This window comes from Pseudomonas sp. Pseusp21 (assembly GCF_059492145.1).
In genome coordinates this window covers 4,805,619-4,830,354 of record NZ_CP168520.1, presented here as the reverse complement: position 1 = coordinate 4,830,354, position 24,736 = coordinate 4,805,619, and the positions used below count along the sequence as shown (strand labels likewise).

Below are 24,736 nucleotides of genomic sequence, written 5' to 3'. Positions count from 1 at the left end.
CGCGCTGCGTCCGCTGCCGGGGTGACGCAGAGCGTCACTGACTACATTCCCATGCAGAGCGTGGAAACGATCAGGGTTGGGTGGCACACCGCCGATCACCTATGGACCTGATAGCTGGAGTCATCCGCCCCAACCCCCTAGAATCGCCCCCACGATTAAAAGGAGACGACTTCATGCTGATGGTGATTTCCCCCGCCAAGACCCTCGATTACGAAACACCGCCGGCGACCCAGCGCTTCACTCAGCCGCAATACCTCGACCATTCCCAGGAACTGATCCAGCAACTGCGCGAACTGAGCCCGGCGCAGATCAGCGAACTGATGCACGTGTCCGACAAGATCGGCGGCCTCAACGCCGCGCGTTTCGGCAGCTGGACACCAGCGTTCACGCCGGAAAACGCCAAGCAGGCGCTGCTCGCGTTCAAGGGTGACGTCTACACCGGTCTCGACGCGCAATCCTTCAGTGAAGCCAATTTCGATTACGCGCAAAAACACCTGCGCATGCTCTCCGGCCTCTATGGCCTGCTGCGCCCGCTCGACCTGATGCAGCCATATCGCCTGGAAATGGGCACCAAACTGGCCAACGCCCGGGGCAAAGACTTGTACGCCTTCTGGGGCACGCGCATCAGCGAGTGGCTGAACGAAGCGCTGGCCGATCAGGGCGATGACGTGCTGTTGAACCTGGCATCCAACGAGTACTTCTCGGCGGTCAAGCGCACGGCCCTGAACGCGCGGATCATCAACACCGAATTCAAGGATCAGAAGAACGGCCAATACAAGATCATCAGCTTCTACGCGAAAAAGGCCCGAGGCCTGATGAGCCGTTTCGTGATCCAGGAAAAAATCAACGATCCGGCCCTGCTCAAACAGTTCGATGTGCAGGGTTATCGCTACAGCGCCGAGCAATCGAAACCGGATAATCTGGTGTTTCTACGCGATCACGCCCCCGAATAAAGCATGCCTAATGCACGACTCTTTATATGAAGAGTCGTGCAGCTCGCACGATGTCAAAAAACCCTCGCCACATTTCGCCATTTTAATGGCGCCAGAAAAACCTCCCTGCCTTTTCTAAGATTAGTTTCACTCGACACTGATCATTTTTTTCAGTAGTGGCACCTAAATTTTTTCACCGTAGTGGCACAAAACTATCTAACGTGATTTTTCGCCTGTTATTAAAGGTCGAAAACGAAATTGCTATCAAATTGATACTGGTGCCATCTCTGACAATATTTCAAGAAATTTCAGATTTCGCGATGAGCGGACAGGAACTTCGTCCGAATGCATAGCTCATACCACCGGTAACGATTCTCGCCGAGTTTGTACGAGATAACTTACGCGGAGCAGATAGCCATGTAACCAAGTTGTCACAGCAACTTGCCTAGATGACTAACTAGTCTCAAAGCAGACGATGGACAGGAGATACGAACCATTAATATCCCCTACAAAGGCCATGGCCGCGCCCTTATAAACGTGCTCGCCTGAGCACCCAACCGCTTGATTTACGGGACTTTCATCCTGACATCGAGCGCGCAAGACGATTGCACAAGAGTCTTCTCCAAAGAAGATCGGCTGCATAACAGGGCACGTCATAACAACAAGGCCTGGTTACGCACATCTTGAGTGCACTTATTTAGACACTCGAAACTTAGTATGCCTGCACACGGCATTGTGGCGCCTGTATGCCGCACTTTCGAGTGCACTAATGAACGCTGAACACCATTAACTCCGGCCCTCTAAGGCCTGATATATACAGAGGTAATTGCGATGCGCATCAGCATATTTGGTTTGGGTTACGTTGGCGCAGTATGTGCCGGTTGCCTGTCTGCTCGGGGCCACGACGTGGTGGGCGTCGATGTTGCCAAAGACAAGATCGACATGATCAACGCTGGCAAATCTCCCATTGTTGAACCGGGCCTGGGTGAGTTGCTCGCACAAGGTATCCAGACCGGTCGTCTGCGCGGTACGACCAACTTCGCCGAAGCGATTCGCGACACCGACCTGTCGATGATCTGCGTCGGTACGCCGAGCAAGAAGAACGGCGACCTGGAACTGAACTACATCGAAGCGGTGTGCCGCGAGATCGGTTTTGTCCTGCGTGAAAAAAACACCCGTCACACCATCGTCGTGCGCAGCACCGTTCTGCCAGGCACCGTGGCAAACGTTGTCATCCCGATCCTCGAAGACTGCTCCGGCAAGAAAGCCGGCGTCGATTTCGGCGTGGCGGTCAACCCAGAGTTCCTGCGTGAATCCACCGCGATCGCCGACTACGACCAGCCACCGATGACCGTCATCGGCGAGTTCGACAAGGCGTCGGGTGACGTTCTGCAATCGCTGTACGAAGAACTCGACGCACCGATCATCCGCAAGGACATCGCCGTCGCCGAGATGATCAAGTACACCTGCAACGTCTGGCACGCCACCAAAGTGACCTTCGCCAACGAGATCGGCAACATCGCCAAAGCGGTGGGCGTCGATGGCCGCGAAGTGATGGACGTGGTCTGCCAGGACAAGACCCTCAACCTGTCCCAGTACTACATGCGCCCGGGCTTCGCCTTCGGCGGTTCGTGCCTGCCGAAAGATGTGCGCGCCCTGACCTACCGCGCCGGTTCCCTGGACGTCGAAGCGCCGCTGCTCAACTCGCTGATGCGCAGCAACGAATCGCAAGTGCAGAACGCCTTTGACATCGTTGAAAGCCACGACAAACGCAAAGTCGCCCTACTGGGCCTGAGCTTCAAGGCCGGCACCGACGACCTGCGCGAAAGTCCGCTGGTGGAACTGGCCGAGATGCTGATCGGCAAAGGCTACGACCTGAGCATCTACGACAGCAACGTCCAGTACGCCCGTGTCCACGGCGCGAACAAGGACTACATCGAGTCGAAGATCCCGCACGTATCGTCCCTGCTCAATTCGGACTTCGATTCGGTGATCGACAACTCCGACGTGATCATCCTGGGCAACCGCGACGAGAAGTTCCGCGCCCTCGCCGAAGAGGCGCCGCAGGGCAAGCAGGTGATCGACCTGGTGGGCTTCATGTCCAAGGCCACCAGCGCCGGTAGCCGCACTGAAGGCATCTGCTGGTAACTCGGCCCTAAGCGACAAGCCTCGAGCTGCAAGCCAAAGCGTTTCACTTGCAGCTCGAAGCTTGAAGCTTGTCGCTTAAAGCTCCCATCACCTTCGGATGACGGTCATGTCCAAGCTCAAACATTTTTTTCTGCAATCCGCCGGCTGGCTTTTGTTTCTGAGCCTGCTGATGGGCCTGGCCCTGATGCTGCCCACGTCCACATTCGACTCCGAGTCGAAGGACTTCATTTTCCTGATTGGCGCCGTAGGTATCTGGCGCTACTCGATGGGTGCCACGCACTTTGTGCGCGGCATGATTTTTCTCTACATCGTCTACCCGCACCTGCGCCGCAAGGTTCGCAAGCTGGGTAAGGCGGCGGACCCGTCCCATGTGTTTCTGATGGTCACCAGTTTTCGCATCGACGCGTTGACCACCGCGCAGGTTTACAGCTCGGTGATCCGCGAAGCCATCGACTGCGAACTGCCAACCACCGTGGTCTGCTCCATCGTCGAAATGTCCGATGAGTTGCTGGTCAAGGCACTGTGGGCGCGGATGAATCCGCCAGACCGCGTGAAACTCGACTTCGTACGCATTCCCGGCACCGGCAAACGCGATGGCCTGGCCTATGGTTTCCGCGCGATCTCCCGTCACCTGCCGGACGACCGCGCCGTGGTGGCCGTGATCGATGGCGACACCGTGCTCGGCGAAGGCGTAGTGCGCAAAACCGTGCCGTGGTTCCAGATGTTCGGCAACGTCGGCGGCCTGACCACCAACGAATTCTGCGAAGTGCGCGGCGGCTACATCATGAGCGAATGGCACAAGCTGCGTTTCGCCCAGCGCCACATCAACATGTGCTCGATGGCCCTGTCCAAACGCGTGCTGACCATGACCGGGCGCATGTCGGTGTTCCGCGCCACCGTGGTCACCAACCCGGAATTCATCGCCGACGTTGAAAGCGACTCGCTGCAACACTGGCGCCTGGGCCGTTTCAAATTCCTGACCGGCGACGACAAGTCGAGCTGGTTCAGCCTGATGCGCCTGGGCTACGACACCTTCTACGTGCCGGATGCGGCGATCAACACCGTTGAACACCCGCCGGAAAAGAGCTTCATCAAGGCCAGCCGCAAACTGATGTTCCGCTGGTACGGCAACAACCTGCGCCAGAACTCCCGGGCTCTGGGTCTGGGTGTAAAACGCCTCGGCGCCTTCACCTCGGTGGTGCTGTTCGACCAGCGCGTATCGATGTGGACATCCTTGCTCGGCCTGACCGTGGCAATCATCGCCAGCTTCAAGTACGGCACCGCGTTCATCCTGGTTTACCTGCTGTGGATCGGCATCACCCGTCTGATTCTGACGCTGCTGCTGTCCTGCTCCGGCCACCGGATCGGCCCGGCTTACCCGGCAATTCTCTATTACAACCAGATCGTCGGTGCGCTGGTGAAGATCTACGTGTTCTTCCGCCTCGACCAACAATCCTGGACCCGACAACCCACTTCCCTGACCCGTGATCTCGCCAGCTTTCAACGTTGGTTCAACACCTGGTCGTCTCGGACCATGACCTTCTCCGCCGGCAGCATTTTCGTCGCCGTGCTGCTGATGATGGTCTGACCTGCCCCTATTGAATTAACAAGGAAATCGCCCCCATGAATACCGCCGTCAACGCCAACGTAGTGCATGAATCCGAAGCCCAGCGCCAGCACGCCCGTGTGAAAATCCCGGCCAAGCTGCGTTTCTTCGGCCCCGACCGGAGTCCGGTTGAAGCGCGGGTCCTCGACCTGTCCGCCGGTGGTCTGGCGTTCAACGCCGGACAACTGCCGCTGACCGTCGGCGAGGTGTACAAGGCGCGTCTGCAGTTCGTCATCGACAACCTCGGCCTGGCCATGGACGTTGAACTGCAAGTGCGCTCCTACGACCGCCAGACGGGTCGTGCTGGCTGCCAGTTCCAGAACCTCGAGCCGCAGGACATTTCCACCCTGCGCCACCTGATCACTTCGCACCTGGCCGGCGACATCGTCAGCATCGGCGAAGTGCTGGCAACCCTGCAGCGCGACAACTTCACCAAGGCCCGCAAGGTCAAGGACGGCGACTCCGGCATGACCCCGTTCGGGCGTCTGAAAGCGGTGACGTTCAGCGCCGGTATCTTCGCGGTCGGCCTGGTGGCGGCGGGTTTCATTTTCAAATCGGTGTACAGCATGTACTTCGTCAGCCATGCGCAGGCCGGTCTGGTCAGCGTGCCGGGGATGAACATCACCATGCCGCGCGACGGCACCGTGCAAAGCCTGGTGAAGTCCGACGGCGTCGCCGCCAAGGGCGCACCGCTGGCGACGTTCAGCACCAGCATGCTCGACGTACTCAAAGGTCACCTGGAAGAGGATCAACTGTCCCCGGCCAAGGTTGAAGAACTGTTCGGCAAACAGATGACCGGCACCCTGACCTCGCCGTGCGATTGCACCGTGGCCCAGCAACTGGTGGCCGACGGTCAATACGCGAGCAAGGGCGACGTGATCTTCCAGCTGGTGCCGCGCAACACCCAGGCCACCGTCGATGCGCGCTTCTCCTATCGCCAGTTCGGCGACGTGCGTCCGGGCACCCCGGTGAGCTTCCAGATCGCCGGCGAAGACAAGACCCGCACCGGCAAGATCGTCAGCAGCACCAGCCTGAAAAGTGCCGACCTGTCCTCCGACATCCGTGTGCAGATCCAGCCTGACGAGCCGCTGGACAGCCGCTTCGCCGGCCGCCCGGTGGAAGTCAACAGCGACCGTGGTCCGAACCTGAACTGGCTGATCGACAAAGCCATGGCTGCCGGTCTTTAAGTCGAGGACATGCCCGTGACGAGCCCTATCAGAATCCTGCCGGTCCCGCTGACGCTGGCCATGGCAATCGCCCTGGCCGGTTGCGCCGGCCTGCCCGACCAGCGTCTGGCCAACGAAGCGCTCAAGCGCGGTGACACCGCGACCGCCGCGCAGAACTACCGTGCGCTGGCCGATCTGGGTTACAGCGAAGCCCAGGTGGGCCTCGCCGACATCCAGGTCGACAGCCGCGATCCGGAACAGATGAAACAGGCCGAAGCCACCTACCGCGCCGCCGCCAGTGTTTCGCCGCGTGCCCAGGCCCGACTCGGTCGTTTGCTGGTGGCCAAGCCCGGCTCCACCGAAGCCGAGCATCAGGAAGCCGAAAGCCTGCTGAAAAAGGCCGCCGCCAGTGGCGAAGGCAACACGTTGATCCCGCTCGCGATGCTGTACCTGCAATACCCGCACAGCTTCCCGAACATCAACGCCCAGCAGCAGATCGATCAATGGCGCAAATCCGGTTACCCGGAAGCCGGTCTCGCTCAGGTGCTGCTGTATCGCACCCAGGGCACTTACGACCAGCATCTGGATGACGTGGAAAAGATCTGCAAGGCCGCAATCAACACCACCGACATCTGCTACGTCGAGCTGGCCACGGTCTATCAGAAACGTGGCGCGCCGGAGCAACAGGCCGAGCTGATCAAACAACTGCAGGCCGGTTACAGCCGCGGCACCGTCAGCGCTCAACGGGTGGATTCCGTGGCCCGCGTGCTGGCCGATTCGACCCTGGGCAAGACCGACGAAAAAACCGCGCAGTCGCTGCTCGAGCCGATCGCTCCGGGATACCCGGCGTCGTGGGTCACCCTCGCGCAACTGCTCTACGACTTCCCGGAACTGGGCGACGTCGACCAGATGATGAAGTACCTGGACAACGGCCGCGCCGCCGATCAGCCGCGCGCCGAACTGCTGCTGGGCAAGCTCTACTACGAAGGCAAACTGGTCCCGGCCGACGCCAAAGTCGCCGAGGAACATTTCCAGAAAGCCGTCGGCCGCGAAGTCGCTGCCGATTACTACCTCGGCCAGATCTACCGCCGTGGCTACCTGGGCAAGGTCTATCCGCAGAAGGCCCTCGACCATCTGCTGACCGCTGCGCGCAACGGCCAGAACAGCGCCGATTTCGCCATCGCCCAGCTGTTTTCCCAAGGCAAGGGCACCAAGCCCGACCCGCTCAATGCCTATGTGTTCAGCCAGTTGGCCAAGGCGCAAAACACCCCGCAAGCCGATGAGCTGGCGACCACCCTCGCCGCCCAACTGCCGCCCGAGCGCCTGGCCGAAGCCCAGCGCCTGCTGCAACAGGAACAGGCGACCCGTGGCGCCCTGAGCCAGAACACGCTGCAACTGCACGCCCTGCAAGAAGAAGACGGCGAGGAAAAACCATGAAATTGAATCCCTTTGTGAAGGCCGGCATTGGCCTCACGTTCGCGCTGATCTGGTCTTGCCCGACCCTGGCCGCGATGACTGAATCGAAGAACTTCGGCCTCGAAGTGAAAATCACCGGCCAGTCCGAAGACGACCGCGACCTTGGCACCGCCAGCGGCGGCGACGTCAACGGCATCGGCCTCGACCTGCGTCCGTGGGTCTACGGCGAAAGCGGCGCATGGAGCGCCTACGCCATGGGCCAGGCCGTGACCTCGACCGACATCATCGAGACCGACACCCTGCAGCAGTCCGACAGCGACGGCACCCAGACCACCGACAACGGTGACCGCAAGACCAAGAAAAACTACCTGGCGATGCGTGAGTTCTGGGTCGGCTACAGCGGCCTGACGCCCTACCCCGGCGAGATCCTCAAGTTCGGTCGCCAGCGCCTGCGCAATGACGACGGCCAGTGGCGCGACACCAACATCGAAGCCCTGAACTGGACCTTCGACACCACCCTGCTGCGCGCCAACGCCGGTGTCGCCGAACGCTTCAGCGAGTACCGCACCGACTTGAAAGAGCTGGCACCCAAAGACAAGGATCGCCTGCACGCCTACGCCGACGCCGCTTACCAGTGGACACCCGGCAACTGGGTCGGGATTCGCGGTCACCACACCCACGACGACGGCAAGCTCGACTATCCGGAGCCAGGCGTGGCCGGCGATTCGCTAGACAAGAAAGAAAACGGCGACATCAGCTGGCTCGGTCTGACCGCAGACAGCGACGCCTACAACTGGCGCAACACCAACACCGTCAACTACTGGGGCAGCATCACCGGCATGAGCGGCGACCGCGACACGGTCAACGCTCTCAACGCCGACGGCACTCGTCCGGCGCAAGCCAAGCGCAGTGACAACGTCGACGGCTGGGCCACCGATATCGGTGTGCGCCTGCGCCTCGATCCGCAATGGCAGGTCGGTGCGGCGTATGCCCGTGCCAGCGCCGATTACGAACAGAACGGCCTGGAAAGCAACCGCTCGAACTACACCGGTACTCGCTCGCGGGTTCACCGTTTCGGCGAAGCCTTCCGTGGCGAAATGAACAACATGCAGACCGCCACCCTGTTCGGTTCGTGGATGCTCAACGACCAGTACGACGCCAGCCTGATCTACCACAAGTTCTGGCGTGTGGACGGCAACAAGCCGGTGGGCAGCAACGGCATCAACGCCGTGGAGAACAACACCGACGACGTCACCGGCGCGATCCTTTCCAGCACTTCCCTGCCACTGCAGGACGGCAACAAGGATCTGGGCCAGGAAATGGATCTGGTGGTCACCAAGTACTTCAAGCAAGGCTTGCTGCCGGCGGCGCTGAGCCAGTCGATCGACGAACCGTCGGCGCTGGTGCGTTTCCGTGGCGGCGTGTTCAAGCCGGGTGATGCCTACGGCAGCCAGGTCGATTCGTACATGCACCGCGCGTTCATCGACGTGATCTGGCGCTTCTGATGCTGACCGCCAAGGGAGTGCCCGACATGAACAGTGCCCGCAAAGGCTCACTCAGCCTGCTGGCCGGCGCGATGCTGCTGGCCTCGGCCGGCGCCTTCGCCAGTGTGGAACCGGCCAAACCCGCGACCACCGCCAAGGAGCTGCAACAGGCCAAGACCTACACCGTCAGCAGCGCGCCGACCGAAGCGCTGGAACTGGCCAAGCCGAAATTGCCCGACCTCTCCGGCTACACCGCCGAAGCCGCCGCCGCGAAAATCGTGCGCAGCAAACCGGGCAAGATCAGCGTGCGCCGGATGATGCAGGAAGACGCCCTGAAGGACTTCATCGGCGGCGACAACAAGATGGCCGAATGGGTGGTGCGTCAGCACGGCATCCCGCAGGCGATCTTCGTCGACGACGGCTACATGAACCTGAAAGAGCTGGCGCAGAAACTGCCCAAGCAGTACTTCAGCGAAACCTCGCCGGGCGTCTACCTGGCCAAGTTGCCGATCGTGGTCGGCCGTAAAGGCATCCTCGAAATCGACGGCCAGACTCAGGAATTGCGCCTGTCACAGGAGGCCGGCTCGTTCCTGGTCAACGACGGCCAGCTGTTCGTGCGTGACACCAGGGTCACCGGCTGGCGCGAGAAGGAAAACGGCCCGGCGACCTTCCGTTCGCCGAAAGAATTCCGCCCGTTCCTGCTGGCCTGGGGCGGCACCGAGACCTACATCGTCAACAGCAAGATGGCCAGCTTCGGCTACGCCAACAGTAAGTCCTACGGCGTGAGTATTTCCCAGTACACGCCGAACATGGCCAAGGTGCTCAAGCGTCCCGAGCCGACCGGCTGGATCGTCGGCTCCGAGTTCTCGGACATGTGGTACGGCTTTTACTGCTACGAGACCCGCGACTTCGTGGTCAAGGGCAACACCTACAAGGACAACATCGTCTACGGCATCGACCCGCACGACCGTTCCCACGGTCTGATCATTGCCGAGAACACGGTGTACGGCACGAAGAAGAAGCACGGGATCATCATTTCCCGTGAGGTCAACGACAGCTTCATCTTCAACAACAAAAGCTACGACAACCACCTCTCGGGGCTGGTGATCGACCGTAACAGCGTGAACAACCTGATCGCCTACAACGAGATCTACAAGAACCACACCGACGGCATCACCCTCTACGAGTCCGCCGACAACCTGCTGTGGGGCAACAAGGTCATCAGCAACAAGCGCCACGGCATCCGCATTCGTAACAGCGTGAACATCCGCCTCTACGAAAACGTCGCCATGGCCAACGGCCTGACCGGCGTCTACGGGCACATCAAGGACCTGACCGACACCGACCGTGACATCAAGCTCGACCCGTTCGACGCCCAGGTCTCGCTGATCGTGGTCGGCGGTGAACTGGCGGCCAACGGCAGCGGCCCGCTGTCAATCGATTCGCCGTTGAGTGTCGAGTTGTATCGCGTGTCGATGCTGGCGCCGACCAAATCCAGCGGCATCAGCTTCAACGGCATCCTCGGCGAGCGCCAGGATGAAATTCTCGACCTGCTGGTGCGCCAGCAGAAAGCCGTGCTGATCGACCCTGTCGAACGCCAGACCGAATTGCAGGACTGAGGATAATTTTATGCACCCACACCTGATCAAATTACTCAGCCTGTCGGCCCTGACCGTGGGCATCCTGGCGGCCAGCAACGGCGCCCGCGCGGACGAAGTGAAAGCGCCGACGTTCACCGCCGAACCGTGCTGCAGTCTGTGCCCGGCCGCCCATGACGCGAAGAACTACACCACGCGCTATCAGCAGAACTTCACCACTCTGGTGCAAGCGCAGGGCGACTGGTTGTTCCGGACCCAGGAAGACCTGCGCACCGAGTTCAACACCACCCCGGCCGGTTACAAACGCCTGCAACAGCTGCACGATGCGTTCAAGGCCAAAGGCGTCGAACTGGTGATCGTCTACCAGCCGACCCGTGGCCTGGTGAACCGCAACAAGCTCAACCCGGCGGAAAAAGCCGCGTTCGATTACGAGAAAGCGCTGGGCAATTACAAGACCATGCTCGGCCGTTTCGCCAAGATGGGTTACGTGGTGCCGGACCTGTCGCCACTGACCAACGAGTCGCTGCCGGAGACCCTGCCCGCCCACGATTTCTACTTCCGCGGCGACCAGCACTGGACCCCGTACGGCGCCCAGCGCACGGCGAAAATCGTCGCCGAGAAGGTCAAGCAGATTCCGGCCTTCGCCGACATTCCCAAGCGTGAGTTCGAAACCAAACGCTCCGGACGCATGGGCAAGACCGGCACCCTGCACAACATGGCCGGGCAACTGTGCGGCACCAGTTACGCGATCCAGTACATGGACCAGTTCACCACCGAGCCGAAAGGCGAAGCGGGTGACGGCGACCTGTTCGGTGATTCCGGCAATCCGCAGATCACCCTCGTGGGCACTTCGCACAGCGGCAAGAACTACAACTTCGCCGGTTTCCTCGAAGAAGCCATCGGCGCCGACATTCTCAACGTCGCGTTCCCCGGCGGCGGTCTGGAAGGTTCGATGCTGCAGTACCTGGGCAGCGACGAATTCCAGAAGACGCCGCCGAAAATTCTCATCTGGGAATTCTCGCCGCTGTACCGCCTCGACCAGGAAACCATCTATCGCCAGATGATGGCGCTGCTCGACAACGGCTGCGAAGGCAAAGAGGCGCAAATGTCCGCCAGCACCACGCTCAAGCCGGGCGGCAAACAAGAACTGCTGGTCAACAGCAAGAACCTGAACCTGCAGAACAGCAGCCACCAGGTGGACATCCGCTTCGCCGACACCTCGGTGAAAACCCTGCAAGCCACCCTCTGGTACATGAACGGTCGCCACGAGGACATCAAGATCGAGAAACCGGAAACCTCCGATACCGACGGTCGTTTCGCCTTTGAGTTGCGCACGGACGAAGACTGGGCCTCGCAAAACCTGCTGGCGGTCGAAGTCCAGGGCCCGGAAGCGGGCACCGCGCCACAGAAAGTCGAAGCGAAAATCTGCAAACGCAACGTATTCCCGGGCGCTGGGCAACAAACCGCTCAGGTCGGGCAATGAGGTCTGCTATGCGAAATCCGAAACTGAAAACTCTTTTGGCGCCGACGCTGCTCGGGCTGGCGATCTTCGCCGGCACCGCGCAGGCCGCCGCGCCGCTGCGTCCTCCTCAGGGCTACTTTGCGCCTGTGGATAAATTCAAGACCGGTGACAAGAGCGAAGGCTGCGACGCGATGCCGGCGCCCTACACCGGCCCGCTGCAATTTCGCAGCAAATACGAAGGCTCGGACAAGGCTCGCGCGACGCTGAACGTGCAGTCGGAAAAAGCCTTTCGCGACACCACGAAAGACATCACCACCCTGGAGCGCGGCACCGCCAAGCGGGTGATGCAGTTCATGCGCGACGGTCGTCCGGAACAGCTCGATTGCACGCTGAACTGGCTCACCGCGTGGGCCAAGGCCGATGCGCTGATGTCGAAAGACTTCAACCACACCGGCAAGTCGATGCGCAAATGGGCGCTGGGCAGCATGGCGTCTTCGTACATTCGCCTGAAGTTCTCCGACTCCCATCCGCTGGCCCAGCATCAGCAGGAAGCCCAGGTGATCGAAGCCTGGTTCAGCAAGATGGCCGATCAGGTGGTCAGCGACTGGGACAACCTGCCGCTGGAAAAAACCAACAACCACTCGTACTGGGCCGCGTGGTCGGTGATGGCGACAGCGGTCGCGACCAACCGCCGCGACCTGTTCGATTGGGCAGTCAAGGAATACAAGGTCGGCGTCAATCAAGTCGATGCCGACGGTTTCCTGCCGAACGAACTCAAGCGCCAGCAACGCGCCCTCGCCTATCACAACTACGCCCTGCCGCCACTGGCGATGATCGCCAGTTTCGCCCAGGTCAACGGTGTGGATCTGCGTCAGGAAAACAACGGCGCGCTGAAACGTCTGGGTGACCGGGTGTTGGCCGGGGTGAAAGACCCGGATCAGTTCGAGAAGAAGAACGGCAAAGAGCAGGACATGACCGACCTGAAAGAGGACATGAAATTCGCCTGGCTCGAACCGTTCTGCACCCTCTACACCTGTTCGCCGGATGTGATCGAGAAAAAACACGGCATGCAGCCGTTCAAGACCTTCCGCCTCGGCGGCGACCTGACCAAGGTCTACGACCCTTCGCACGAGAAAGGTAACAAGGGCAGTTAGTCGCTGATCGGCTGATCGTTCCCACGCTCTGCGTGGGAATGCAGCCCGGGACGCTCCGCGTCCCAAAGCGTGACGCAGAGCGTCACAAGAGGCATTCCCACGCAGAGCGTGGGAACGATCGCAGGACTGTTTCACCCCTCCAACACCACGGGGGGGGTTGGGGGGGCTTTGGCCCTTGACTGTTGGTTCAAACATGGAGAGATCGGGATGGTATTTTCATCCAACGTGTTCCTGTTTCTGTTCTTGCCGATCTTTCTCGGCTTGTACTACCTGAGCGGGCAACGCTATCGCAACCTGCTGCTGCTGATCGCCAGCTACGTGTTCTACGCGTGGTGGCGGGTGGACTTTCTGGCGCTGTTCGCCGGCGTCACCCTGTGGAACTACTGGATCGGCCTGAAAGTCGGCGCCGCCGGCGTGCGCACCAAACCGGCCCAGCGCTGGCTGCTGCTCGGCGTGGCGGTGGACCTGTGCATCCTCGGCTACTTCAAGTACGCCAACTTCGGGGTCGAGAGCATCAACGCGATCATGACCTCGATGGGCCTTGAGCCGTTCATCCTGACCCACGTGCTGCTGCCGATCGGTATCTCGTTCTACATCTTCGAGTCGATCAGCTACATCATCGACGTCTACCGCGGCGACACTCCGGCGACCCGCAACCTGATCGACTTTGCAGCGTTCGTGGCGATCTTCCCGCACCTGATTGCCGGTCCCGTTCTGCGTTTCCGTGACCTGGCCGATCAGTTCAACAACCGCACGCACACCCTCGACAAGTTCTCCGAGGGCTGCACGCGGTTCATGCAGGGTTTCATCAAGAAGGTGTTCATCGCCGACACCCTCGCCGTGGTGGCCGACCATTGCTTCGCCCTGCAAAACCCGACCACGGGCGATGCCTGGCTCGGCGCGCTGGCCTACACCGCGCAGCTGTATTTCGACTTCTCCGGTTACAGCGACATGGCCATCGGCCTGGGCCTGATGATGGGTTTTCGCTTCATGGAAAACTTCAAGCAGCCGTACATCAGCCAGTCGATCACCGAGTTCTGGCGCCGCTGGCACATCAGCCTGTCGACCTGGCTGCGTGACTACCTCTACATCACCCTCGGCGGCAACCGCAAAGGCACGTTGATGACCTATCGCAACCTGTTCCTGACCATGCTGCTCGGTGGTCTGTGGCACGGCGCGAACATCACCTACATCGTCTGGGGTGCGTGGCACGGCATGTGGCTGGCGATTGAAAAAATGCTCGGCCTCAACACCGCGCCGCGCAGCCTCAATCCGATCCGCTGGGCGCTGACCTTCCTGCTGGTGGTCATGGGCTGGGTGATCTTCCGCGCCGAGAACCTGCACGTCGCCGGCCGCATGTACGGCGCGATGTTCAGCTTCGGCGACTGGTCGCTGTCGGAACTCAACCAGGCCAGCCTCACCGGTCTGCAAGTGGCGACCCTGGTGGTGGCTTACGTGACCCTGGCGTTCTTCGGCCTGCGTGATCTGTACACCAACCAGCCGCCGGCCAAGACCAAACCTGAAGTCAACGTCGAGGCCAATGGCCCTGCCACGGCGACGCCGGGAATGATCAAGGCCGCTCCGGGCGAAAACCCGGCGAGCATCCACGAGCCTGGCTACACCGTCGGCGTCGAGGCCCAGGTGCAACCGGCCTACTGGACCGCGGACTGGTCGCGCTACGTGATGCGCGGGTTGATCCTGCTGCTGTTCATCGCCTCGATTCTCAAACTCTCGGCGCAAAGCTTCTCGCCGTTCCTTTACTTCCAGTTCTGAGGGATCTGACATGACCCGCTCATTACGCATCTTCTACATCGCGCTGTTTCTGGTGACCCTGCTGGTGCTCGGTCTGTGGTCGGTGCGCAGCTTCTTCGGCTTCAGCACCAACGCCGATGCGACGGTGCTCAACGGCCGCTGGACCAAAGCCGTGGAAACCCACTACGACGACGAATTCCCGATCAAGCGCCTGGGCACCAATCTTTGGGCCGCGCTGGATTTCAAACTGTTCAACGAAGGTCGTCCGGGCGTGGTGCTCGGTCGCGATCAGTGGTTGTACAGCGATGAGGAATTCAACCCGATCGTCAACGAAGAGCTGAACCTGCAAGGCAACTACGCGCTGGTCGAAGGCGTGCGCCAGACCCTGAAAGAGAAAGGCGTGAAACTGGTGATGGCGATCGTGCCGGCCAAGGCTCGCCTGTACCCGGAACACCTGGGTGAAGTGAAACCGGCGAGCATCCACGCCAATCTCTATCAGGACTTCCATGCCCGTGTCGCGGCGGACAAGATCCTCGCCCCCGACCTGCTCGGCCCGCTGCAAAAGGCCAAGCAGAACGGTCAGCAAGTGTTCCTGCGCACCGACACCCACTGGACACCTGAAGGCGCGGAAATCGCCGCCAACACCCTGGCCAGGACCATCGCCGACAAGTTCCCGCTCAGCGGCGAGCCACAGCGCTTCGTCACCACCCCGGCGGAGAAGGTCACGCACAAGGGCGACCTGCGTCTGTTCCTGCCGCTGGATCCGCTGTTCGAAAACCTGATGCCGGCCAAGGAACCGCTGCAAAAGCGCAACACCGTGGCCGTCGAACAACCTGCCGGGGACGACGCCCTGTTCGCCAACAGCGAAGTGCCGGTGGCCCTGATCGGCACCAGCTACAGCGCCAACCCGAACTGGAACTTTGTCGGTGCGCTCAAGCAAGCGCTGCACAGCGACGTGGTCAATTACGCCGAAGACGGCCACGGCCCGATCCTGCCGATGCTCAGCTACCTGAAAAGCGATGACTTCAAGAACAGCCCGCCACAGGTGCTGATCTGGGAGTTTCCTGAACGATATCTGCCTGTGAACAACGAAATCGGCGACGCCGACCCACAGTGGGTCGCAGAGCTCAAACAAGCCGGTGCTCGCCAACAAAACGTAGCCATCAACACTAAATCCGAGACGCCCGATCGGGCGCAAAACTGAAAGAGAGGTACACCATGACTTTCACTACAACTCCTCGTCGTCTCGCCAAACGCTTCGCTCTGGTTGCGGGTCTGAGCGTGCTGTCGGTCCAGGCCTTCGCCGGTGGCGACGCTGCGCTGTACGGCCCGACTGCACCGAAAGGCTCGACCTTCGTGCGCGTCTACAACGCCAGCAACGCTGAAGTCAGCGCCACCGTCGGCAGCACTAACCTCGCCGACGTCGCGCCGCTGGCCAGCAGCGACTTCAGCTTCATGCCGGGCGGTGACTACAGCGCCAAGGTCGGCAGCCAGACCCTGCCGGTGAAACTCGCCGGTGACCACTACTACACCCTGGTCAACAACGCTTCCGGCGCGCCGCAACTGATCGAAGAACCGCCGTTCAAGAACAAGCAGAAATCCCTGGTGCGCGTGCAGAACCTCAGCGACAAGTCGCTGACCCTGAAGACCGCCGACGGCAAGACCGACGTGGTGCCGAACGTGGCCGCCAAGGGCCGTGGCGAGCGTGAAATCAACCCGGTGAAAGTCAGCCTGGCGCTGTACGAAGGTGACAAGAAAGTCGGCGACGTCAAACCAGTCGCCCTGGAGCGCGGTGAAGCAGCCGTGCTGTACGTCACCGGCAACGGCAGCAACCTGTCGCCAGTCTGGGTGAAACGCCCGGTGTCGACTCGCTAATCGCTCGAGCTATCAGCTACAAGCCTCAAGCTGCAAGTGAAGTGCTTCTAACTCGCCGCTTGCAGCTTGCAGCTCCCAACTGCATTTTTAGGAGTAAACAATATGATTCCGGTGATCTTGTCAGGTGGTAGCGGCTCACGTCTTTGGCCGCTTTCGCGCAAGCAGTTTCCCAAGCAGTTCCTCGCCCTGACCGGCGAACACACACTGTTCCAGCAAACCCTCGAGCGTCTGGTGTTCGAAGGCATGGACACCCCGATCGTGGTCTGCAACAAGGATCACCGCTTCATCGTCAACGAGCAGTTGGCCAGCCGCAATCTGGAATGCCAGCGGATCCTGATGGAACCGTTCGGTCGCAACACCGCGCCGGCCGTGGCCCTGACCGCGATGATGCTGGTCAATGAAGGTCGCGACGAATTGATGCTGGTGCTGCCGGCCGACCACGTTCTGGAAGACCAGAAAGCCCTGCAACGTGCCCTCGCTCTGGCCACCGTTGCCGCCGAAAACGGCGAGATGGTGCTGTTCGGCGTGCCGGCCACCAAACCGGAAACCGGTTACGGCTACATCAAGTCCACCGGTGATTCGCTGCTGCCGGAAGGCGTCAGCCGCGTCTCGCACTTCGTGGAAAAACCCGACGTCAAACGCGCCACCGAGTACGTAGAGTCCGGCGGTTACTACTGGAACAGCGGCATGTTCCTGTTCCGCGCCAGCCGCTTCCTCGAAGAACTGAAAAAGCATGATCCGGACATCTACGACACCTGCCTGCTGACCCTCGAGCGCAGCCAACAGGATGCCGATACCGTCACACTGGACGAAGCCACCTTCGCCTGCTGCCCGGACAACTCCATCGACTATTCCGTGATGGAAAAAACCCAGCGCGCCTGCGTGGTGCCGCTGACCGCCGGCTGGAGCGATGTCGGTTGCTGGTCGTCGCTGTGGGAGGTCAACGAGAAGGACGCCAACGGCAACGTCAGCAAGGGCGACGTGGTGATCCAGGACAGCAGGAACTGCATGATCCACGGCAACGGCAAACTGGTGTCGGTGATCGGTCTGGAAAACATCGTCGTGGTCGAAACCAAGGACGCCATGATGATCGCCCACAAGGACAAGGTCCAAGGCGTCAAGCAGATGGTCAACACCCTCAACGCCCAGGGCCGCAGCGAAACCCAGAACCACTGCGAGGTGTACCGTCCGTGGGGCTCGTACGACTCGGTGGACATGGGTGGCCGCTTCCAGGTCAAGCACATCTCGGTCAAGCCGGGCGCGTGCCTGTCGCTGCAGATGCACCACCACCGCGCCGAACACTGGATCGTAGTCAGCGGAACCGCCGAAGTGACCTGCGACGAGAACGTGTTTCTGCTCACTGAAAACCAGTCGACCTACATCCCGATCGCCTCGGTGCATCGCCTGCGCAACCCGGGCAAGATCCCGCTGGAAATCATCGAAGTGCAGTCGGGCTCATACCTGGGCGAAGACGATATCGAGCGCTTCGAAGATATCTACGGTCGCTCCACCCCGGTCGAACGCGGCGTGTCGGTGAAAACCATCGCGCAGTAAGCGTTCCGTAACAAGAAGCCCCCGTCCAGCCCGCTGCGTCCCCTATCCGCAGCGGGTTGGGCGGGGGCTTTTTTACGCCACTTTTCTGGCTCCCAGTCTTTTGGCGATAGCCGCTGATCGCGGATTGACCGCGGCCGTCCTGACTTTCTGAACGTTGTGCGTGCTCACCATCCTGGCCAACGACTTGACGGTCAGGTAGGTCCCAATACCACGCAATTTGAAAGGTTGGATGGCCTCGGTGGTCTCGACCGATTCACCCAGGAACTTATCCACGCCCGGCTGCGTCAGTGGGTGCGCAATTACGTTGCTCACATGAACCGTGCTTTCTCCGCCCTTTGTTGACGAGACACTCAACTCAGCGATGCCATAAATCACTTTATCCTGGCCCTTTTTTTCGACATCGTCGCGATTGATCAGTGCGAAGAAGTGCTTGGTGACCGTTTTTTCCTCCGATACCCGTGGTTCGCTTGAATACTTGAGGGACGAGGATGTGATCTCGGCGATCTCTTTTCCCAATTCAAAATTTTGTTCCGCGCTGACATTTGTGTTCTGCAGTTCTCGCCGCATAGAGTCGTGGTACATCTCACGGTACTGGCGCCGGTACATCCTCAGATGACTCAAGAGCTCGCGCTTGCTCACTGAAAAATCCGGGCCCTCGCCGACTTCAACCAGTTTGAAATCAGCAGACTTGCTGTATTCCACACCTCCCAGGTCAAGCCTGGACACATGTGCTTGGGAGGAAAGCAGCTTGAAGGCCAATCTCACTCGAATGCCCACGTCCGCTTCGTAGGTTCCGGTCTCGGCTTGCAGCCCCAGCGCGTCTCTCATCGTGAGCGGATTGTTGCGAACCATCCGGTAAATATTCAGCCCATCCGAATAGCCGGCAGGATCGGTGCTGGCCCAGCGTTGCAACCACGGGATGTAATAACGGAAGCCATAATAGTAAAGCCCCGTCGCATCGTGCTCCTTGCCCGAGTAACGCACGTATTTATATTTGAGTTCACCGTTTTGCCAGGCCGTAGTACCGAACGGGTGAAATACTTCCTGACTGATAATTGCGCCACGGTCGTCCGACTCCAGGCTGACTGACCCCAGGTGATCCGAGCACGCATATCGATATCGATCGTTGGTCCCCGTGGGCGGAGGGATCTCCCAATGCAGTACTCGAATATTGTTCAGCCCGCCCTCGGCAGTGATGACCTGCAACCGTTCACCGATCTCGTTATCGGTACGCAGTTCCAACCCGGGCAAATAGCGCACCTCGGCAACCACGGTGCGTGCACTGGCCTGTAACAGGCGGATCTTGCGCACCCGCTGGTGATCGCCATCGTAGAGATAGGTTTCGCTGTCATTGGCACCGGAAGCGCGCTCCACCGGGCTGACTGATTGCAGTTGGTTGCGCAGGTTCCAGCTCAGTATCCGCCCCGGCTCCAGCTGCAACACGTTGCCTCTGCGGTCGTAGGCGGCTTCGATTTGAGCGTCGTCGGGAGGTGCGTGCTCGTAAGGCAGAGCGCGGTTGCTGTAACTCGCCGGTTGCAGTTTGCGCCCATGACTTTGTGCGCCGACATGAGTCAGCCTGCGCAAGTTGCCGCCGGAATCATATTCATAAGTCTGCTGATAGTTGCTGACCGCCGCCGGGTCGACTCGTCCCATTGATTGCGGGCCCTGACTGGCACTGCCAGCTTCCCAACCGAACGCCATGATCAACTGATAAAGACTGTCATAGACAAACCGGCTGACCGGCTCTATTCGCTGATTGGCGAAATAACGGATCGGCAGCGCCTTGTCCTCGATGCTCAAGACATTGCCCATCGGGTCATAGTCGTAAATCCAGTGCTGCAGTACTCGGCCGGCGGCATCCTTATCCCGGCGGACCGTCAGGCGACCGTCCTCTGGGCGATACGTCAGCGCGGCCACCACGCCATTGCCGGCCGTTTCGCGCTCGATGCTGCCATCCGCGCTGTAGCGGATGTCACTGACCAGGATCTGCGCGGGCTGGTCCTTCAACTGCAGTCGGCGTTCACGCAAACGGCCATCGACGGTCAGCTCGAACGTATGCCGGTTGTCTCGGGCATCCGTCTGCTCCAGCACATCACCCAGCGCACCATAGCGCCACTGTGTGGTCTCACCGACGCCTGGCTCCAGCAGCCGCTGACGATCCTCCTCCCGCTCCGGCCAGTCAGTTGCCAGCGGTTCCAGCGTGAAGTGGCGGATGTCCTTGGTGCGGGGACCGCTGATTGCAAACGCGTCGAACAGCACGCTGCCGGCCGGATGATCATGACGAATCAGCTGACCGTATTGGTTACGCGACGGATCCCCACAGCCGGGATGACCGTAGGTCATTCGCTCTACGCAACGACGTGGCTCGTTTGCGCCTTGTTCGAATATTGCGACTGGTCGCTGCATGAAGTCGCATTCAATGTCGCGTCGCGTCTGCCGGCTGTCCCAACTGAACACTGTTTGCCCGGCGAGCCCCTTCAACTCGATTTGCGTGCCGGCATCAACGCTGTCCGAACGAATCACCGTGGAGTCCAGAGTAAACACCTGCGTCAGGTTGGCCGGGGGCAGCGGATCGCCGGCCTGCGACAGCCAAAGTCGCGGGTCCCACTGTTTCACCGCACGCCCCGCAGCGTCATGCAGGGTGCGGTTGATCCGGGACTCGACCGGTCCGTCCTCGATGTCTCGGCAATAGTCGACCGTGCGCACCGGCAAGCCGCGCGGGTCGACCACAGACATTCTCGGCGTATTGACGTGCAAGCTCATGGAGCGTACTTCCCCGCAACCGGCATTTGTTGTGCCTCCGGGCATCTGAGCAAGCTCAGCGCTGGTTCGGCTACTGTCGGAAATTACAGTCCCGACCAACGGCACCTGCGCGCAACCCCGACAAGATCCCGCTGAAAATCATCGAAGTGCAGTCGGGCTCATACCTGGGCGAAGACGATATCGAGCGCTTCGAAGATATCTACGGTCGCTCCACCCCGGTCGAACGCGGCGTGTCGGTGAAACCCATCGCGCAGTGATCGACCTGCAATAAGAAGCTCCCGTCCAGCCCGCTGCGTCCCCTATCCGCAGCGGGTTGGGCGGGGGCTTTTTTCAGCCCGTCTTGCGCCTGTCACTCGGAATGACTGCTCGGCTCATGGTTTTCCTGATACGTGTCTGTGGATAAACCGAAACCGATGCATTGGTTTTCTTGAAAAACCCGGTGCTGCCAGGGCTGTAACGCTCGATTCCGCTGGAGCCCTGAATGGTCTGATAATGGATGTTCCATTGCTGCTGTTTGCGGTCGTACTTCATGAAAGCGAAACCGGTCGTGAGGTTTTCCTGACGGCCCTGATCATCCGGTGCATAACCATAATCCTGATATTCCATGGCGGCGGCCTGCCCCATTCCGTGGCCTTCGGAGAGATCGTTGTATTGGGCATTTTCATATCCGCCTTCCACATGCCGGACACGCAGCACGTTGTCGTTGAGTTGATCCACCGTCAGTGAGCAACCGCTGAAACCGGGGGTAAATACATAGTCAGGCTGAGTACCTGTCGGATGCAGCGGAATATCGACATAGCCACCCTGAGGCGCCCAATACCCGGATACCGCGTTGTTCTGGTCAGGGATCTCGCCATTGGGAATATCGACGATCCGCAAAGCATTGAATTCCCCACTGCCAGCACCGGAATAAGTCATGCGATCCATACTGAAAATAAACTCGGCGCCACCGTTACGGCGGCTCAACTGCGCGACGGTTTCGTTCGAGTAACGTCCGGGAGTGGGGTCCAGCAGTTTGGTACTGACCTCAATCCTGCCCAGCTCGCCAATCTCCAGCGACTTTCGGATGTTGCCAGACCTGCCTGTTGCGGGCACTCCGCGCCGAGGTGCGCCGCTTTTCACCTCCAGAGCTCCGGTCATCAATCGATCAGCCCCCGTCGCGATAACAGGCTGCCACAATCCGTTGGCCAGCCTTCTACGCGTGACCGCCCCCTCGTCATCGGTGAAGGTGAGTGGATTGTTGCGAACCATTCGGTAGAGGTTGGCACCGTCGCCATGACCGGCAGGGTCCGCACTGGACCAGCGTTGTAGCCATGGGATGTAGTAACGCAGACCAAAGTAGTCGAGCCCGGAGGCATCGCGCTCCTTGCCCGAGTAACGGACGAATTTGCAGCTGAATTCGCCGTCCCGCCAGGCGCTGGTGCCGAAAGGGTGAAACCTTTCGCGGTTGATCATCGCGCCGTCAGCGGCGGTTTCCAGACAGACCGAACCCAGATGATCGACATGTTGATATCTATACCGATTGTTGATTCCCGAAGGCGGCGGGCTTTCCCAGTGCTGTACTCGAGCGTTGTCGGCAATGATGACTTGCACCCGTTCGCCGGTGCCGTTGTCGATGCGCAATTCCAGTCCAGGTAAATAGCGCACATCGGAAACCAGGGTGCGGGCGTTGGTTCGTAATGAGCGGATCTTGCGTACTCGCTGACTGCCAGACGCGTAGAGATAGACCTCTTGGTCGGCGAGCCCGAAGGTGCGCTCCACCGGGCTGACTGATTGCAGTTGGTTGCGCAGGTTCCAGCTCAGTACCCGCCCCGGTTCCAGCTGCAACAGGTTGCCTCTGCGGTCGTAGGCGGCTTCGATTTGAGCGTCGTCGGGAGGTGTGTCGTCATAAGGCAGAGCGCGGTTGCTGTAACTCGCCGGTTGCAGTTTGCGCCCGTGACTTTGTGCGCCCGCATGAGTCAGCCTGCGCAGGTTGCCAGCGGGATCATATTCGTAAGTCTGCTGATAGTTACTGACAACCGCCGGATCGACGCGCCCTATCGATTGCGGGCCCTGCCTCGCCATTCCGGCTTCCCAGCCCGACGCCATGATCAACTGGTCAAGGCTGTCGTAGACAAAGCGGCTGACCGGATCGATTCGCTGGTTGGCGAAGTAACGGATCGGCAGCGCCTTGTCTTCGATACTCAGGACATTGCCAGTCCTGTCGTATCCATAACGCAAGTGTTGCAGCACTCCACCGCGAGTGTCTTCGTCCCGACGGACCATCAGGCGACCGTCTTCGGGCCGATATACGCGGGTGGTCTGCACACCGTTGCCAGCGGTTTCCTGCTCGATACTGCCGTAAGCGTTGTAGTGAATATCGCTGATCAGGATCTGTTCAGCCTCACCCCTCAACTGCAAGCGGCGCTCGCGCAAGCGGCCATCGACGGTCAGCGCGAATGTATGTCGGTTGTCTCGGGCGTCCGTCTGCTCCAGTACATCGCCGAGCGCACCATGGCGCCACCGCGATGTCTCACCGGCGCCGGGTTCCAGCAGCCGCAGACGATCCTCCTCCCGCTCCGGCCAGTCAGTTGCCAGCGGTTCCAGCGTGAAGTGGCGGATGTCTTCGGTGCAGGGGCCGCTGATTGCAAACCCTTTGAACAGTACGCTGCCCGCCGGATGGTCATGACGAATCAGCTGACCGTACTGGTTTCGCGACTGATCCCCACAGCCGGGATGACCGTAGGTCATTCGCTCTACGCAACGACGTGGCTCGTTTGCGCCTTGTTCGAATATTGCGACTGGTCGCTGCATGAAGTCGCATTCAATGTCGCGTCGCGTCTGCCGGCTGTCCCAACTGAACACTGTTTGCCCGGCGAGCCCGTTCAACTCGATTTGCGTGCCGGCATCAACGCTGTCCGAACGAATCACGGTGGCGTCGAGGGTAAATACCTGCGTCAGGTTGGCCGGTGTCATAGGGTCTTCGGCTTGCCGTTGCCACAGGCGTGGATCCCACTGTTTGATCGCGTTTCCCTGTGGATCATGAAGCACTCGGTTGATCCGGGGCTCGACAGGTCCACCCTGGACTACACGGCAATAGTCGACCGTGCGGACCGGCAAGCCGCGTGGGTCGACCACAGACATCCTCGGCGTATTGGCATGCAAGCTCATGAAGCGCGCTCCCCCCGCGACCGGCATTCTTTCTGCCTCGGGTATCTGAGCAAGCGCAGCGCTCGTTTGGCTACTGTCAGAAATTACAGTCTCGACCACCGGCGCCGTCGATCTACCCACGAATGTCCATTCCCGCGCCCCTTCGGTAGGATGGCAGGCACAAGTTCAAGGAGCGTTAGAACATGTTCATCGGCGTCTTGCTGGTCATCACCTGGCTGATCCTGCTGTTGCGCTACCCGGCCAAGGCCTTGCCGGTGTCGATGGCCGCCGCTGTGGGCCTGGGGCTGGTGGCGATGTGGGTGGTGTGGCTGGACAATCGCGAGGTCAAGCAGCTGGCGCGTCTGGAACTGCGCATCGTCTATGCCCCCGAACACTGCCCCGCCGACCGTCCGCTGCTGCTCAAGCTGAACAATGGTAACGACGTGCCGCTGACCGAACTGCGCTGGCGCATCGCGGCGTACGCGCCGGGCGACACCGTGAACCTGGCCGACAACCAATACGCCGCCCCGCGCTATCGCGGCCCCGGCGAATTGCAGGCTGGCGGCAACTGGGAAGACTGTCTGCCGATGCCGCCGTTGCGTCCCGGTTATCGCCCGCAAACCCTGGAGTTTCGCGCCGAGCGATTGCAGGGTAGTTTCTCCGACTGATCCCCTCTCCCACTCTTTTGCACAAGGAA

General features: G+C 60.3%; 16 protein-coding genes and 1 pseudogene. 15 read left to right on the top strand and 2 right to left on the bottom strand.

Annotation, left to right across the window (positions count from 1 at the left end; all coding sequences use genetic code 11):
- Positions 1-173 precede the first annotated feature (173 nt).
- The 13 genes from yaaA (at position 174) to ACEN93_RS21755 (ending at position 18,147) form a co-directional block, all read left to right on the top strand.
- A complete protein-coding gene (gene yaaA, locus ACEN93_RS21815) occupies positions 174-953 on the top strand; it encodes a peroxide stress protein YaaA (RefSeq protein WP_011332561.1) in 780 nt (259 codons plus the stop codon).
- An 810-nt stretch (positions 954-1,763) separates the two neighbouring features.
- Positions 1,764-3,080, top strand: a complete 1,317-nt coding sequence (locus ACEN93_RS21810) for a nucleotide sugar dehydrogenase (protein ID WP_495610491.1) — start codon at positions 1,764-1,766, stop codon at positions 3,078-3,080.
- 106 nt (positions 3,081-3,186) lie between these two features.
- Positions 3,187-4,668, top strand: a complete 1,482-nt coding sequence (gene alg8 / locus ACEN93_RS21805; protein ID WP_163974069.1) for a mannuronan synthase — start codon at positions 3,187-3,189, stop codon at positions 4,666-4,668.
- A 35-nt stretch (positions 4,669-4,703) separates the two neighbouring features.
- Positions 4,704-5,873 carry an alginate biosynthesis protein Alg44 gene (locus tag ACEN93_RS21800; protein ID WP_074691175.1) on the top strand — a complete coding sequence of 390 codons (1,170 nt, stop codon included), beginning with the start codon at positions 4,704-4,706 and terminating at the stop codon, positions 5,871-5,873.
- 9 nt (positions 5,874-5,882) lie between these two features.
- The gene (gene algK / locus ACEN93_RS21795; RefSeq protein ID WP_495610490.1) at positions 5,883-7,289 is read left to right on the top strand and encodes an alginate biosynthesis TPR repeat lipoprotein AlgK; all 1,407 of its coding nucleotides are present in this window, start codon (positions 5,883-5,885) and stop codon (positions 7,287-7,289) included.
- Positions 7,286-8,773 (top strand): alginate export family protein, encoded by a 1,488-nt coding sequence (locus ACEN93_RS21790; RefSeq protein ID WP_039769452.1) that lies wholly within the window; start codon positions 7,286-7,288, stop codon positions 8,771-8,773. Before algK ends, ACEN93_RS21790 begins: the two co-directional genes overlap by 4 nt.
- Before the next feature lie 26 nt (positions 8,774-8,799).
- Complete coding sequence (gene algG / locus ACEN93_RS21785; protein WP_039769710.1) at positions 8,800-10,371, top strand: mannuronan 5-epimerase AlgG; 1,572 nt, start codon at positions 8,800-8,802, stop codon at positions 10,369-10,371.
- Between the two features lie 10 nt (positions 10,372-10,381).
- Positions 10,382-11,833, top strand: coding sequence for an alginate O-acetyltransferase (locus ACEN93_RS21780; RefSeq protein ID WP_039769449.1), 1,452 nt, complete (start codon positions 10,382-10,384; stop codon positions 11,831-11,833).
- Between the two features lie 8 nt (positions 11,834-11,841).
- A complete protein-coding gene (locus tag ACEN93_RS21775) occupies positions 11,842-12,966 on the top strand; it encodes a mannuronate-specific alginate lyase (protein WP_103386420.1) in 1,125 nt (374 codons plus the stop codon).
- A 207-nt stretch (positions 12,967-13,173) separates the two neighbouring features.
- Positions 13,174-14,739 carry an MBOAT family O-acyltransferase gene (locus ACEN93_RS21770; RefSeq protein WP_039769445.1) on the top strand — a complete coding sequence of 522 codons (1,566 nt, stop codon included), beginning with the start codon at positions 13,174-13,176 and terminating at the stop codon, positions 14,737-14,739.
- Positions 14,740-14,749: 10 nt separating this feature from the next.
- Complete coding sequence (locus ACEN93_RS21765) at positions 14,750-15,922, top strand: alginate O-acetyltransferase (RefSeq protein WP_495610489.1); 1,173 nt, start codon at positions 14,750-14,752, stop codon at positions 15,920-15,922.
- Between the two features lie 14 nt (positions 15,923-15,936).
- Positions 15,937-16,593, top strand: a complete 657-nt coding sequence (locus tag ACEN93_RS21760) for an alginate O-acetyltransferase AlgF (RefSeq protein ID WP_039769442.1) — start codon at positions 15,937-15,939, stop codon at positions 16,591-16,593.
- Positions 16,594-16,695: 102 nt separating this feature from the next.
- Positions 16,696-18,147, top strand: a complete 1,452-nt coding sequence (locus tag ACEN93_RS21755) for a mannose-1-phosphate guanylyltransferase/mannose-6-phosphate isomerase (RefSeq protein ID WP_039769441.1) — start codon at positions 16,696-16,698, stop codon at positions 18,145-18,147.
- Positions 18,148-18,219: 72 nt separating this feature from the next.
- Here the strand turns inward: ACEN93_RS21755 and ACEN93_RS21750 are convergent, their stop codons facing one another.
- The gene (locus ACEN93_RS21750; RefSeq protein ID WP_495610488.1) at positions 18,220-20,910 is read right to left on the bottom strand and encodes an RHS repeat domain-containing protein; all 2,691 of its coding nucleotides are present in this window, start codon (positions 20,908-20,910) and stop codon (positions 18,220-18,222) included.
- 113 nt (positions 20,911-21,023) lie between these two features.
- Between ACEN93_RS21750 and ACEN93_RS21745 the strand changes: the two are divergent.
- Positions 21,024-21,167: pseudogene (locus tag ACEN93_RS21745) on the top strand (hypothetical protein); the annotation flags it as partial.
- Between the two features lie 73 nt (positions 21,168-21,240).
- Here the strand turns inward: ACEN93_RS21745 and ACEN93_RS21740 are convergent.
- Positions 21,241-24,060: an RHS repeat-associated core domain-containing protein gene (locus tag ACEN93_RS21740; protein WP_495610487.1), complete on the bottom strand. Its 2,820-nt coding sequence runs from the start codon at positions 24,058-24,060 to the stop codon at positions 21,241-21,243.
- 182 nt (positions 24,061-24,242) lie between these two features.
- Between ACEN93_RS21740 and ACEN93_RS21735 the strand changes: the two genes are divergently transcribed.
- Positions 24,243-24,707 (top strand): hypothetical protein, encoded by a 465-nt coding sequence (locus ACEN93_RS21735; RefSeq protein WP_064382468.1) that lies wholly within the window; start codon positions 24,243-24,245, stop codon positions 24,705-24,707.
- Positions 24,708-24,736: the final 29 nt, after the last annotated feature.

Coding starts and splice junctions, on each gene's coding strand:
- ACEN93_RS21780 (WP_039769449.1), top strand. CDS start 10,382: ATGCACCCACACCTGATCAAATTACTCAGCCTGTCGGCCCTGACCGTG.
- algG (WP_039769710.1), top strand. CDS start 8,800: ATGAACAGTGCCCGCAAAGGCTCACTCAGCCTGCTGGCCGGCGCGATG.
- alg8 (WP_163974069.1), top strand. CDS start 3,187: ATGTCCAAGCTCAAACATTTTTTTCTGCAATCCGCCGGCTGGCTTTTG.
- ACEN93_RS21770 (WP_039769445.1), top strand. CDS start 13,174: ATGGTATTTTCATCCAACGTGTTCCTGTTTCTGTTCTTGCCGATCTTT.
- yaaA (WP_011332561.1), top strand. CDS start 174: ATGCTGATGGTGATTTCCCCCGCCAAGACCCTCGATTACGAAACACCG.
- ACEN93_RS21755 (WP_039769441.1), top strand. CDS start 16,696: ATGATTCCGGTGATCTTGTCAGGTGGTAGCGGCTCACGTCTTTGGCCG.
- ACEN93_RS21740 (WP_495610487.1), bottom strand. CDS start 24,060: ATGAGCTTGCATGCCAATACGCCGAGGATGTCTGTGGTCGACCCACGC.
- algK (WP_495610490.1), top strand. CDS start 5,883: ATGCCCGTGACGAGCCCTATCAGAATCCTGCCGGTCCCGCTGACGCTG.
- ACEN93_RS21735 (WP_064382468.1), top strand. CDS start 24,243: ATGTTCATCGGCGTCTTGCTGGTCATCACCTGGCTGATCCTGCTGTTG.
- ACEN93_RS21760 (WP_039769442.1), top strand. CDS start 15,937: ATGACTTTCACTACAACTCCTCGTCGTCTCGCCAAACGCTTCGCTCTG.
- ACEN93_RS21775 (WP_103386420.1), top strand. CDS start 11,842: ATGCGAAATCCGAAACTGAAAACTCTTTTGGCGCCGACGCTGCTCGGG.
- ACEN93_RS21765 (WP_495610489.1), top strand. CDS start 14,750: ATGACCCGCTCATTACGCATCTTCTACATCGCGCTGTTTCTGGTGACC.
- ACEN93_RS21810 (WP_495610491.1), top strand. CDS start 1,764: ATGCGCATCAGCATATTTGGTTTGGGTTACGTTGGCGCAGTATGTGCC.
- ACEN93_RS21800 (WP_074691175.1), top strand. CDS start 4,704: ATGAATACCGCCGTCAACGCCAACGTAGTGCATGAATCCGAAGCCCAG.
- ACEN93_RS21790 (WP_039769452.1), top strand. CDS start 7,286: ATGAAATTGAATCCCTTTGTGAAGGCCGGCATTGGCCTCACGTTCGCG.
- ACEN93_RS21750 (WP_495610488.1), bottom strand. CDS start 20,910: ATGAGCTTGCACGTCAATACGCCGAGAATGTCTGTGGTCGACCCGCGC.